14 protein-coding genes are annotated in these 13,103 nt (G+C 37.1%); 11 read left to right on the forward strand and 3 right to left on the reverse strand.

Annotated elements, in window-relative coordinates; all coding sequences use genetic code 11:
• Positions 1–133: 133 nt before the first annotated feature.
• The 9 genes from BIV60_RS09935 to BIV60_RS09980 all read left to right on the forward strand — a co-directional run bounded on the left by BIV60_RS09935 (position 134) and on the right by BIV60_RS09980 (position 9,001).
• Positions 134–1,129 (forward strand): zinc-dependent alcohol dehydrogenase family protein, encoded by a 996-nt coding sequence (locus BIV60_RS09935; RefSeq protein ID WP_071355585.1) that lies wholly within the window; start codon positions 134–136, stop codon positions 1,127–1,129.
• Positions 1,130–1,518: 389 nt separating this feature from the next.
• Positions 1,519–2,997, forward strand: coding sequence for an FAD-binding oxidoreductase (locus BIV60_RS09940; protein WP_177177264.1), 1,479 nt, complete (start codon positions 1,519–1,521; stop codon positions 2,995–2,997).
• A complete protein-coding gene (locus tag BIV60_RS09945; protein WP_071355586.1) occupies positions 2,994–3,518 on the forward strand; it encodes a hypothetical protein in 525 nt (174 codons plus the stop codon). Before BIV60_RS09940 ends, BIV60_RS09945 begins: the two co-directional genes overlap by 4 nt.
• 105 nt (positions 3,519–3,623) lie before the next feature.
• Complete coding sequence (locus tag BIV60_RS09950) at positions 3,624–4,316, forward strand: DUF899 domain-containing protein (protein ID WP_071355587.1); 693 nt, start codon at positions 3,624–3,626, stop codon at positions 4,314–4,316.
• A gap of 264 nt (positions 4,317–4,580) precedes the next feature.
• Positions 4,581–4,949 (forward strand): DnaB-like helicase N-terminal domain-containing protein, encoded by a 369-nt coding sequence (locus BIV60_RS30320; RefSeq protein ID WP_071355588.1) that lies wholly within the window; start codon positions 4,581–4,583, stop codon positions 4,947–4,949.
• Positions 4,891–5,277 (forward strand): DnaB-like helicase C-terminal domain-containing protein, encoded by a 387-nt coding sequence (locus BIV60_RS30325; protein WP_071355589.1) that lies wholly within the window; start codon positions 4,891–4,893, stop codon positions 5,275–5,277. Before BIV60_RS30320 ends, BIV60_RS30325 begins: the two co-directional genes overlap by 59 nt.
• Positions 5,278–5,405: 128 nt before the next feature.
• A complete protein-coding gene (locus tag BIV60_RS09965; protein ID WP_071355590.1) occupies positions 5,406–6,794 on the forward strand; it encodes an aminotransferase-like domain-containing protein in 1,389 nt (462 codons plus the stop codon).
• 114 nt (positions 6,795–6,908) lie between these two features.
• Positions 6,909–8,207, forward strand: coding sequence for an MFS transporter (locus BIV60_RS09970; RefSeq protein WP_141770440.1), 1,299 nt, complete (start codon positions 6,909–6,911; stop codon positions 8,205–8,207).
• A gap of 539 nt (positions 8,208–8,746) precedes the next feature.
• Positions 8,747–9,001 carry a hypothetical protein gene (locus BIV60_RS09980; RefSeq protein WP_071355593.1) on the forward strand — a complete coding sequence of 85 codons (255 nt, stop codon included), beginning with the start codon at positions 8,747–8,749 and terminating at the stop codon, positions 8,999–9,001.
• Positions 9,002–9,520: 519 nt separating this feature from the next.
• Here the strand turns inward: BIV60_RS09980 and BIV60_RS09985 are convergent.
• Complete coding sequence (locus tag BIV60_RS09985; RefSeq protein WP_071355594.1) at positions 9,521–9,961, reverse strand: Lrp/AsnC family transcriptional regulator; 441 nt, start codon at positions 9,959–9,961, stop codon at positions 9,521–9,523.
• 132 nt (positions 9,962–10,093) lie between these two features.
• On the opposite strand from BIV60_RS09985, the gene BIV60_RS09990 reads away from it, so the two are divergent.
• Together BIV60_RS09990 and BIV60_RS29575 are read left to right on the forward strand one after the other, a co-directional pair.
• Entirely contained in the window at positions 10,094–10,507 is a 414-nt protein-coding gene (locus BIV60_RS09990) for a carboxymuconolactone decarboxylase family protein (RefSeq protein ID WP_071355595.1), read from the forward strand.
• 330 nt (positions 10,508–10,837) lie between these two features.
• Positions 10,838–10,987 carry a hypothetical protein gene (locus BIV60_RS29575; protein WP_177177265.1) on the forward strand — a complete coding sequence of 50 codons (150 nt, stop codon included), beginning with the start codon at positions 10,838–10,840 and terminating at the stop codon, positions 10,985–10,987.
• 271 nt (positions 10,988–11,258) lie between these two features.
• Here the strand turns inward: BIV60_RS29575 and BIV60_RS09995 are convergent, their stop codons facing one another.
• Entirely contained in the window at positions 11,259–12,371 is a 1,113-nt protein-coding gene (locus tag BIV60_RS09995; protein ID WP_071355596.1) for a GerAB/ArcD/ProY family transporter, read from the reverse strand.
• A 26-nt stretch (positions 12,372–12,397) separates the two neighbouring features.
• The gene (locus BIV60_RS10000) at positions 12,398–12,646 is read right to left on the reverse strand and encodes a Ger(x)C family spore germination C-terminal domain-containing protein (protein ID WP_083402189.1); all 249 of its coding nucleotides are present in this window, start codon (positions 12,644–12,646) and stop codon (positions 12,398–12,400) included.
• Positions 12,647–13,103: the final 457 nt, after the last annotated feature.

Below are 13,103 nucleotides of genomic sequence, written 5' to 3' on the forward strand. Positions count from 1 at the left end.
TGACCCTTATTAAGGTCCAATAGCAACAAAGTTTACGAAAAGAGCCTTTAATTAAGATGCGAGAAACATTTTCTTATTGTTTTAAAAATTAAAAAGATTTAGGTAAAATGATAGGGGAGGAGGGTGGTCACAAATGAAAGCACAGGTGATTAAAAAATTTGGAAATCCATCTGTTTTTGAAATTGCTGAGGTTCCTAAGCCTGAAGCAATTCTTGGGCATGTTGTTATTCAAGTAAAAGCGACAAGTGTAAATCCGATTGATACAAAGATTCGTGGCGGAGTGGTACCAGCAGTTGCACCAGAGTTTCCAGCGGTGTTACACGGCGATGTAGCAGGAGTTGTTGTTGAGGTAGGAAAGGGAGTAACAGAGTTCAAGATCGGTGATGAAGTCTTTGGTTGTGCGGGCGGTTTTAAAGGAACGGGCGGTGCCCTTGCTGAATATATGCTTGCGGATGCGCAGCTTCTAGCTCCTAAACCAAAAAATTTAACGATGGCACAAGCAGCGGCACTTCCTTTAGTTACAATTACTGCATGGGAGGCACTTTTTAATCGTGCAAATGTTCAAAATAGACAAACGGTACTTATTCATGCCGCTACAGGCGGGGTAGGTCATGTTGCCATTCAACTAGCAAAGCTAGCTGGTGCAAAAGTATTCACTACGGCTTCATCAGAGGAAAAGTTAAGCATTGGAAAGCGTCTGGGTGCAGATGTGTCCATTAATTATCGGAAACAGACAGTGGATGAGTACGTAAAGGAACATACAGATGGAAAAGGCTTTGATGTTGTGTTTGATACGGTCGGTGGCGAAAACCTCGATCGGTCTTTTCAAGCTGCTGCCACTTACGGAACAGTATTATCAATCGCAGCACGCTCAACGCATGACTTGTCCCCTCTCCATGCTAAGGCATTATCCTTACATATTACCTTCATGCTTTTAAAAGTAATGAATAAAGAGCAAAGGCATGAATATGGGAAAATCTTACGAGAAGTAAAAACTCTTATTGAGGAAGGGAAGCTTCATCCGTTAATCGATGAAAGAGTTTTTAATTTTGATGAAGTAAATGAAGCACATACTTTACTGGAATCTAATGAGGCAATTGGAAAGATTGTATTGACAAATGAATGGTAACTAGCGGGGAATTTACCCCTTCAAGATTAGAGAAGAAATATTTCGCCTCTACACTTATTTATGCGTTACGTATACAGCATTATAGCACCGGGGGTAAGGCATCATTTTAGAAAAATAAATAGAAATGAAGAACTGGCTGCCAATTTGGCGGCTTTTCTTTTTGTACTATTATGTTCAAAAAATAAGGAGGTTGAAAAAATTTCTATAAAGCCAATGGAACATATGATACAATTAGTGTAAATTTACACATTAAAACCTAAAAAAGGAAAGTACGTCACTCATGATGCTAATGGATAGGGTTACAAAAGGGAGAAAAGTAATCCAATGATTGAAAACGGACGATTCTCGAAGACAGTTAGGTTCTGCATTTAAAGGAGTGTGATAAGAAATTGAAAAAAATCAAAGTAAACTTTCATATTAAAAAAATCGTTTTCGTGATTCTCTCCCTTATTATTTTTGCATTTTTGATTTCCTATGCTGTTTTCCAGTTTTCGTTAGCCCACTATAGTGATGACTTGTACCAAGGCAATAAGATCCAGGATGTCGGCAGACTCCTTCCGACTAAAATAGAGCGGATTGAAAAAGGGAATGAAGTAGAGCAGATTGTCAATATCCTGAAAAGAGCCAAAAGAGATGGATTAAAAGTCAGTATAGCGGGGAAAAGGCACTCCCAGGGCGGGCATACTTATTATCCAGACGGGGTTGTTTTGGATATGACAAGTTTTAACAAAATTCTAGGAATCAATCAAAAAAGAAAAACCATCCACGTCCAAAGCGGGGCAACCTGGGATGGCATCCAAAAAGCGCTTGCTCCGGAAGGGCTCGCAGTAAAAGTCATGCAAAGCCAGAATATTTTTACCGTTGGGGGAGCGATCAGCGTAAATGTGCATGGAAGGGACATTAAAAACGAATCCCTTGGAAAATCGATCAATTGGTTCCATTTATTGCTTCCCAACGGAAAAATTATGAAAGTCGACTGGAATAGTGAACCGGAACTATTCAAGGATGTATTAGGCGGATACGGTCTATTTGGTGTCATTTTGGATGTGGAATTACAGGTGACAGATGATGAAGTGTATGAGATCCTTACGAAAAAGGTGAGCGTAGAGGAATTCCCCAACTATGTCCATATTTTAAGGGAAAACCCCGATGTGAAGATGGCTTATGCACGTATTTCGGTTGCTCCGAAAACATTGATGTACAGCATGTTTGTCGTGGAATACCATAAAACTAAAAAACCCCTGACGGAGAGCCTTCGTAATTTGAAAGAAGACCAGCAGCCATTTTTGACCTACTCATTACTAAATTTATCTCGAAAAACTAGTTTCGGAAAGGACTGGCTTTGGGACCTTCAGGAAAAATACTTCTTATCCCTCAATAAAAGCTTGATCTCAAGAAACAATGCCATGCGTTCGGAAAGCGATTTTCTGCTTTATAAAAACCAAAAGAACACCGACACATTGCAGGAATTTTTCGTACCAATCGATGAGTATCCTTCTTATATCAAGGATATGAAAGCATTTCTGACAAATGATGACATCAATCTGCTTAACTTTACCATCCGCTACGTATCCAAAGACGATTTATCGATGCTTTCTTATGCCAATACCGATATGATCGCTCTTGTGGCATTATTCAACCACGGAAAACAAAAACAGGATGTGGAAAAAGCCCAAAAATCGATTCAAAAGATGATTGATATTACCTTGAGTCATAATGGTACGTTTTATTTGCCCTATTACCCATACGCTACCAAAAAACAATTGCTTGAATCCTATACTAACTTCAACGAATTTGTCCAAGAAAAAGAAAAATACGACCCAAATGAAACCATCTCAAGTCTATTTTTCGAGAGGTATCGTAAGTGAATACTAAACTAATCATCCGCGGAAGCGTTCTTGTCATTCAGACGGCAATATTTCCCTACTATCTGCTTTTTTTGAAAAATATAGGGGAAACTTACAGCGTGTTTTCATTGCTCTACGCCATATTTGCTTTATCATCAGCTGCCTGTTTCTATGGGTTATCCCGGATTCCACAGCAAATTCCGATTCATAAAATGTACAGTGTATCGTTGTTCGGACTGGGTTTATCCATGATATCGGTACCATTAGCACAAAATGTATTCCATGTTTGCTTAATCCAATGTTTTATGGGGATCTTCCAAGCGTTTTACAAATTATCGGAAAAAGAATTTGATAAAAAAGACAATATATGCTGGAAAATGGAAAATATTCATCAATTCATTTTGCAACTAATTATCGTGGTAAGCATTATTGGTGCCGGATTTATATTTGACTGGTTTTCCGTTCACATGCTGTTTTTTCTGGCAGGAACATGGTATATATTAAATTCTTGGCTGGCATTAAAAAGAAATCAAACTGAATAGCGAATTCCACAGAGACGGTTCTCTTGAAGAAACCATACCCTAACATCATAGACAGGCTCAATATTGGATAAAATAAGTGAAAAATCGAGATAATGAGGTACAGTCATGGAGCATAAAATTTTGCCTAGGAATGAATGGATCGAAGCAAGAAAAGAACTGCTTAAAAAGGAAAAGGAATTCACGAAGTTACGGGATGAACTCACACAGCAGAGACGAGATTTGCCTTGGGAAGCTGTAACAAAGCCTTACACATTTGAAGGACCCAGAGGTAAAATGTCGCTATCAGATTTGTTTGCTGAAAAAAGCCAACTTATTGTGTACCATTTCATGTTCAATCCTAGTTGGGATCAAGGCTGCAAACATTGTTCTTTTTGGGCGGATCATTACAGTGGTATGATTCCTCACTTATCTCACCGTGATGTCTCTTTTGTCTGTATTTCCCGTGCACCCATAGAAAAGCTGGAAGCATTCAAAGAACGAATGGGTTGGACATTTCCTTGGTATTCATCAGGGCAATCGGATTTTAATTATGATTTTCAAGCATCTTTCACCGAAGAAGAATTAGAAAAAAATCAAGCCTTTTACAACTATACAATGCAGAATCCTATGAGTACCGACAGGGAGGGTGTTAGTGTTTTTTATAAGGATGTTGAAGAAAATATATGTCATACATACTCGACTTACGCTCGTGGCATTGACATGTTGAATATCACATACCAGTTTCTTGATTTGGTGCCAAAAGGCCGACAGGATGATCGTGGATTACGGCATCGTGATCAATATGTTGCAAAAATATGAAACCAGGTGGGAGATTACCTGGTTTTTTTCGATTAAAGAACGGTGGAGACAGTTAACTTTACAATAGGTAAAACCGAAGGGGAAATGCCTAAATATTTTTTGAACTTGATACCAAATCAATTTAATATGGTATCCATTCCAGTTATTGTGGAAAAATATAGTCGATTAAAGGACAACTAAGTCGGCACCGGCAAGCGAGGAAGTTGTGCAGCGAGAGCTCACTAAAATGAGAAAGATCTTGGGAATTGTCAGGAGGGAAGAACGATGATTGAGGTTCAGCCTTATAATCAGGAAGCCGAAGAGGCATTCGTCGGAGCGTTCTTTTTAGATGCGGAATTAATCAATGAGTGTACCGTTCGACCGGAGCAACTGTTTACAAAAAATTTGCGGCTGATTTATTCGGCAATAAGGAGCTTAAATGAAAAAGGCATTCCGGTGGATATCGTTTCTCTTATAGAGGAACTTAGTGCCGATAATCTTGTTCGGGTTGGCGGAGTCCACTATATTTCGCAATTAGCAGGAAGCGTGCCAACAACGGCCAACTTTCATTTTTATGAAAAAATGGTTAAGGAATATGATCAGAAACGAAAATGGGGCGAGACCGAGTGTAGGAAAAACCTCATTTGCCCTTAATCTTGCTCAACAAGCATCCATTAAAGATGCCTGCGTTATTTTTTCCTTAGAAATGTCTAAAAAACAGCTGCTCAAACGGATGTCCGGTTTTACGGGAAAAATAGACAGTCTGAAAATGAAAAACCCGAAAAGGGAGTTTCACGAACAGGATTGGATGCAATTTTCGGATGCACTTGGAGCCCTATCGAAGGTAAATTTACATATTTTTGACCGAGCAGGGATGGATGTTCCTTACATCTGGTCGAAGGTTCGAAAATTGAGGAGGGAATATGGCGGACAGAAAAGGATGCTGATTGTGATTGATTACAGTGGAGCTTGGGTTCAATAAGCGATATGGTCAGTTTTATAGTTTAGCAGAATTGGAGAGTTGGACTCCTCAGTGAATAATATTAAAGAAAATTATAATTGTTTTATAAACGGCACAATCATATAATTGTGTGAAAAAGGATGCGTATCATGCCGATTAATTCTTTTGAAAACTATCCGATGAGCTGGAAGCCATCGATTGATAAAACTAAAAAGCCTATATATCAAGCACTCGCTGGGCAATTGGAACAGGATATATTAAACGGGATTTTATTACCTGGAACAAAACTTCCCCCACAGCGAGAACTAGCCGATTATTTAGATTTAAATTTGAGTACCATTTCAAAAGCTTTTAAAGTGTGTGAGTTGAAGGGATTGCTAAGTGCATCTATTGGAAGTGGCACATTTGTATCGTATGGAGCGTTATCGAATGCGTATTTACTTGAAGATACAAAGCCAAAGCACTTAATTGAAATGGGAGCAACACTTCCAGATAATGCTTCTTTCGAGCCACTGCTACTCCAACTAAAAAGTATGCTTCAAGAGACAGATTATGAAAAATGGTTTGGTTATGGTCGGGCAGGCGAAAGTCTTTGGCAAAAGGATGCAGCTATAAAGCTATTCCGAAGAGGTGGGTTTGAAACAACAGTTGATCACATTTTATTTGCAAATGGGGGTCAAAATGCGATTGCTGCTACATTGGCAAGTCTTTGTAAGCCTGGAGATCGTATTGGTGTTGACCATCATACCTACCCTGGCTTAAAAACCGTTGCAGCAATGCTTAGTGTGCAAATAGTACCTATAAAATCAGAGAACTATGAAATGAGTCCAGTTGCCTTTGAATATGCGTGTAAAAATGACAATATTAAAGGCATTTACTTGATCCCTGATTATCATAATCCGACAGCTTCCTTTATGTCTGTTGAGAATCGAAAAATGATTGCAGCACTTGCCAAAAAGTATAAACAGTTCGTTATTGAAGATGCATCGTACCATCTTCTCAACAAAAAACCACTCCCAGCAGTCGCATCATTTGCCCCAGAACAGGTCATCTATATTGCAAGTTTATCTAAATCATTAGCACCAGGGTTACGACTAGCCTACGTAGCAGTGCCGAGTCAATTTAAGGAGGCAATTTCAAAGGCACTTTATAATTTAAATATAACAGTTTCCCCGCTATTAGCAGAACTTACAGCACGGACGATTGTATCGAATCAATTTGAAGTCTTAATTGAGGGTCATCGGGAACAAACCATTCGCAGAAACCAAATCGTAAAAAGCTATTTGGCAGACTATACCTGTTTAGGTGTTGAAACAGGCATCTTTCGTTGGTTGTTATTACCAGGTAAGATTACAGGTGCTGAATTTGAAACGTTAGCTGCACAACATGGAGTACAAGTGTATGCGGCTGAACGATTTGTAGTAGGAAATAGTTGTCCAGAGCGGGCTGTAAGAGTTTCTGTTTGTGCACCAGAAACGCTCGAAGAGCTTGAGCAAGGATTGATGATCCTTAAACGTTTGCTAAACTATCTTACCTAATATTGTTTGCCATACAATTATAGTATTGTATGGTTTTTTAGTGGATGTTATGATGATTCAAATCTTGTTGGAGGTTTATAAGAATGGAATTAGGTTTCTAGAAAGGTGGGTTAGATTATGTTACAGAAAGATAGTGTAAAAGCGTTAGACGTTCAATCAGCTTCGTCACAAAGCTACATTCATTCTTCAGAAAAACAAAAATCGTTATACAAGCGTACATTATTCGTTGTAAGTATTTCACAAATTTTTGGTGGTGCGGGGTTAGCAGCAGGAGTTACTGTGGGGGCACTTATTGCACAGCAAATGCTCGGTACTGATGCGTTTGCCGGACTTCCTTCAGCTTTACTTACTTTAGGGTCAGCAGGAGCAGCTTTATTTGTTGGGAGACTTTCGCAAGCGTATGGACGTCGTACAGGTCTGACAGCGGGTTTTATAATCGGTGGACTTGGAGCAATAGGAGTCATAGTTGCAGCATTAATAAATAGTGTTTTCCTTTTATTTGCTTCCCTACTTGTTTATGGTGCAGGTTCAGCAACAAATTTACAAGCTCGTTATGCAGGTACAGACTTAGCGAATAGTAAACAGCGGGCGACTGCTATTAGTATTACGATGGCTTTTACAACATTTGGTGCAGTTGCAGGTCCAAATTTAGTGAATGTAATGGGGAATTTCGCCCTTTCGATTGGTGTTCCATCACTTGCCGGTCCTTTCATTTTAGGAGCGGCAGCCTATATCTTAGCAGGTCTTGTCCTTTTCATCATGCTTCGTCCAGATCCGTTAGTTATAGCAAGAACGATAGTAGCAACCAATCAAGAACCTAGTGATAAAGGGCATTTGGAAACAACTGAACAAACAGAAAACAAAAGAGGCATAATCGCTGGGGCAACGATTATGATTCTTACTCAAATTGTAATGACAGCGATAATGACCATGACGCCTGTTCATATGATGCATCACGGACTTGGTTTGGGTGCAGTAGGTCTTGTTATTGGTTTTCATATAGGTGCCATGTATTTTCCTTCACTGGTTACAGGTGTCCTTGTTGATAAGTTGGGGCGTTCTGCGATGGCGATTGCTTCTGGAATTACGCTGCTTCTGGCTGGATTAATTGCAGCATTTACACCAGGAGATTCTATGGTTCTTCTAGTCATTGCTCTTTCCTTACTTGGATTAGGATGGAATTTTGGTTTGATAAGTGGAACAGCACTTCTTGTTGATTCAACTGAAACTTCCACACGGGCTAAAACCCAAGGTGCAGTGGATGTTTTTATTGCTTTGTCTGGAGCTGCCGGCGGAGCCTTATCAGGAATGATTGTGGCAGGTTCAAATTATCTAACATTATCATTTACTGGAGGGATTTTATCCTTATTACTCATTCCAGTGGTGATATGGTCTCGTAGCGGTAAAAAATAAGCCATTTTATTTTACGAAAACAGTACTTTTGAGGGAAATATTTGTGGAACTAAATGTGTGCGTTAATTTAAGGTCCGGCTGCCAATCAGGCAGCTTTTACTTATTGTATTATGGACAGTTTAGTTGAAAACATGATGTTGTCCATGCAAACCTTATCTTATGAAAATATTATATATTGTAAAAGCTTTACAGCTTCGGAAATTCAAACAGATGGTTAAAACTATGGGTCTTGGATACTAGGGATGATGGGAAAGTTATGGATATGGCAGCGATTTTCCGGAGGAAGTGCTTTTGTAACAAACCTAGTATTGTTCATCTTTTTACTTAGCAATGGAACATCATTTTTTATAACTAATATGGAAAAAATAGAAATAAAATGATAGAAATAAAGGCCCTTTATCAGGGCTTTTTGTAATAAATTTTTTCCTCGTCCTATCATTTTATTATCTGGTTTTCCATCCCCTAAGAAAGGCGATTGTATTGTATGACAAGAAAATACTCTGCAATAAAAAAATCTAAGAAGGAAAGGAGGGACCAAATTGCCCTCAGTTATTAATTTAGGATCTATTTATGTAAATTCTCCCCAACCAAGTTCAGCTGTCGTTGTGGGTGAAGCTTTAATTAATGGTATGGATGCCAATAGGAAATATAACTTAAATCTTGGAGGTTCGTATGGTTTTGCCAATGTGACAACCGGTAATATAAATAATATTGTGGATAGTTTTAAAGTGATTGATGGGGTCATCTTTGATCAGGATTTTAAACCAAATATTAGTGGTAAACGGAGTATATAAGAAAATTTCACTCTAGAAGTCAATTAATCATTTAATAATGATTCCTTATATTGTTATTTAATGGAAAGGAAGCCAAGAATTTCGTGTTCTAGACTTCTAAAAAATAGATGTGGTATGCCTAAACTTCAATCGAAAAAAATTCAATATTCTTTGATTTTAATTTAAGGGATTTTAAAAAAATAAAATCAATCGCAGGATATTTGATCAAAACAAACTAGAACTATAGCACAAATTGTTATTACTAAACACAAGTTCTGGATTTTCAAGCAAAAAAGGTAATTGAGCACATTACATAACATAAAACTAAAAACCCTCAGGAACTCCAATTGGATTACCGAGGGTTGAAAAGGTCTATGATTTTCTTTTTTATGCCTAAATAAACATTCGGTGACCAGTTCTATCTAGCCAACTGATTTTATTATCCATACATTTTAAATTAGTGACGACCAGTCTGTGCTCGATCTATAACTTTGCCATCTGAACTGTAAATAAAGAATAATGCTTTTAACTGAAAACTCATCAATCCTTATTAATTTTTAAATCCGTTGGAACTTGTGAAAAAATAAAATGTGTTACAGTATGTGCGATTGGATTTACTTCATCAATGAATTTTTCTGCTTTAGCGAATGTTTCAAACTGCATTTTAAGCATATAACACGTACTACCTGCTATTCGATAACAGAATTCGATGTTTGGAAGTTTCTCAATGTAATTTTTAAAAGATTTATAGTCACCATTTTTAACTGTTGCTTCTATTATGCATTGGATTGGTAAACCTAATTTCTCATAATCAATTTCTAAAGTATATTTTTTTATAATCCCAAATGATTCCATTTGCCTTACCCGTTCCGTTACTGATGGGGAGGACAGATTCACCCTTCTCCCAAGCTCGCTCATTGATAAACGGCTGTTTTTATGTAGTTCATCTATAATTTTTTTATCAATATTATCTATTTTCATTTTTAAAGTACCTACCAAATAATCGTTAATTTTATAAAAAATTAATTTGATAATCGTTACTAATTTAATGTGTTTTAGTAATTTTGTTTTTTATAATTAATTCGTAATTAAATATAACAGGGAGGTACTTATATGGCAAGGATTGTTGAATCTAATTTCGGTGAAACATCTTTTCAAAGATTATTGGGACATAATAAAGATGTAATGGAAGGATGGAGTCAGTTAGGGAATGTGATAGAAAAAGATGGACAACTAACATTTGAATTAAAGGAACAAGTAAGGAGAACATTAGCCCAAAGTAACGGATGTGAGTATTGTAAGGCGAAAGGAAAACCTGATCCAGATAAGTTTAATGAAAAAACTTCTATTGCAGTAGGATTTGCTGAAGTCTTTTTAAAACAAAAGGGGGACATAGCTGATTCAACTTTTGATATTTTGAGAGAATGTTTCACTGAAGAGGAAATAAGTGAATTATGTGCATTTATCTCTTTTACAACTGCCTCACAATATTTTGGTGCGATGATGAAATTAGAACCATTAAATTAATAATCTTATTCATTCAGCAATCGGGCGCAATTATAGAAGAAGGATAAAAAAGTTGATTCCTTATTGTCTTAGGAAATCGGCTTTTTTGTTCTAGAGAAGTCCTTGTCATTTTGGAGTTTCCTATTTTATTGGGTTAACTCGGCTTTTTACTTGTTATTTTTCCATGAAAAAATATTGGTCCTATTTGGTTATTTTAGGTTATTTTGAAAAAAACATTATTTTTCTCTCGCCTTTGAAAATTAGAATAATACTCGTTCCCTTGCTGGTATACGAAGTTGGCATAATTCTTGCGATATTGTATTTGAAAAAATGACAAGGGAGAGTATTAAGATGAAAAGGTTAGCAATCTCAATTTTAGCAACCTGTACGATATTAGCATCTGTTAATGTCGGATCAGGTGTAAAAGCAGAGGATAGGCTAGAAGCAATAAAAGGGAAATTACTAATTGTGGGTGGAGGATTGGGGGATCTAAAAGAGTAAGTTTCTCGGAGGCTTTGATATAGATGTTCCTCATAAATTGTTTAAAAAGTTTAAGCAACATATGGCTACCGAAGGTCTTCGTGAGCTTCGCCGTCACCCCAACCCCATCGTTACATTCACTTATATTTTTTTTAGCTTCGAAATCAGGAAATATCTGCAAATGCAGACTAGACACCAAATTGGGGAACGAGTTGAATGTTAATTCACTGTTAAATCACAAATCCATAATTTCCTATGTAAACCAGCCATTAGCAAAATAAATGGCTGTTTTTCAATATAAATTTGTATGAGGTTTTTTCTTCCTATTTCGAAAGAAGGCAATAAGCAGTAAGATGCTTGGAATGATAATTTGAAAAGGCAAACTTATATAGAGTGGTACAAATTCAAATCCTTCCTTGCTAAATTCAGCATACGTCGATGCCGTGGTTATGGATACAAACAAAATAATCATTCCAATTGGAAACGACAATGTTTCTTTTTTTTTAAACTGAAATAGATCTGCTGCACCCTCAACTGCTGCATAAAAATACAGTGCTATTTTAAAGAAACCGCTAATGATTAGATAGAGCATAAAAAGAACATCCAGCCGCTCAATAAAATTTGCCAGTTGAATTCTTGAAACGGTTGTTAATAATGGGAAGTTTGCGCGGGTATAAAGTTCTGGACCAATGGTTGAAATGGTAATAATCACGGTAATGGTAATATTAATCCCGCTTAAAATCATCCCGCCCATACAAGCAAATTTTATTTTCTTTGGTTCATTCACAATCGGGTATATCATCGAGAAAATAAGTATTTCTCCAAAAGGATATGTAAGTGTGCCAGGTAGAAACTCTTTCAATATGGGTTTCCATCCATTTTCAAGAATAGGCTTTAGAAATTCAAAATGGATTAACCCGGAAAAAATAATTAACAGAAATCCTAATAGGGCCATAATATAAATAATGCCAAAATAAATCTGCCCCACTCTTGCGATTACCTCTAAACCTTTATGAATGCCATAGATGATGGTCAGAATCATCAATGTATTGATGACAAATAACGGCGTATTTGTATAAACAGTCGTTACCAAGAGTTCCCCAAAATCTCGTAATACATATGAGGCAATATAGATAAAATGGATGACATAGAATAAGGCGATGATCCGGCCCGGCCATTTTCCGGCAATTTTTTGTATATAGCTGGTTAAAATTAATTCTGGATAAAAAAGAAACAGACGATAGTGAATAAAGAAGACAATCAAACCACCTGCTAACCCTAATAAAAGGGCTATCCATGCATCCTGTTTTGCATTTGCTCCAAGACCAAAGAGGATTGAACTACCCATTTCAAATAAAAATACTAGTATGAAAAGCTGGGATGCGCTTATTTTAATCTTATCCATTTACTACATTTCCCCTTTGATTAGGGTTATATTGTTAAGTTATCCCGGAATGGATTCATCCGTATTCCTTCAAGCCATACATAAGAGTCTACCTTAACGTTCACTTCAAGCTCAGGAAATCGATTGTTCCAATCCTTTTTTATTTCTTTCCAATCCGTCGGATAAGTTTGGTGGGTGACCTCGCCAAAGCCAAATACATCACTTTTTTTCTTCTTCACTGCTCTTATTGCTCTTTGCACTTCCTTCTGAATTTCTTTTTCGACGAGGTGATCAATTTTTTTATCACATCCGGATTTGACAAATCGAAAGCAGTATTCGCATCACTAACCCATCCCTCGTTATCAATATGCACATTGATAACAGGTTTTCCATAATAATAGAACAATCAACAAACACTTTTTCATCATTTTCCATCCTTGATTCCGGATTGGTTCTTTTCATCAGGAGGCCCGGCTAATGATTTGGTACTGTCCCCCAAATTCGCCTTTATTCTTGAAATATTTTCCTGATAATCTCTAGTTGCGGGTGAAATTTTTGGTTTACCTGGATCTTGCATTTTCCGTTTTTTTTGCCGCCTCTCTTAGAAGTCATTCGAAAAATCCACCTAATATTAGGTAGGTTGTCCAAAAAACACCAAACCATCCAACACTCCTAATGCAACGATTGGCGTTAAAAAATAAATAAAAATAGATAGCTATAAAAATTTGTAGGTTCGATTCGTTAAAAAACTCA

Source organism: Bacillus sp. MUM 116 (genome assembly GCF_001866655.1).
Classification (GTDB): Bacteria; Bacillota; Bacilli; order Bacillales; family Cytobacillaceae; genus Neobacillus.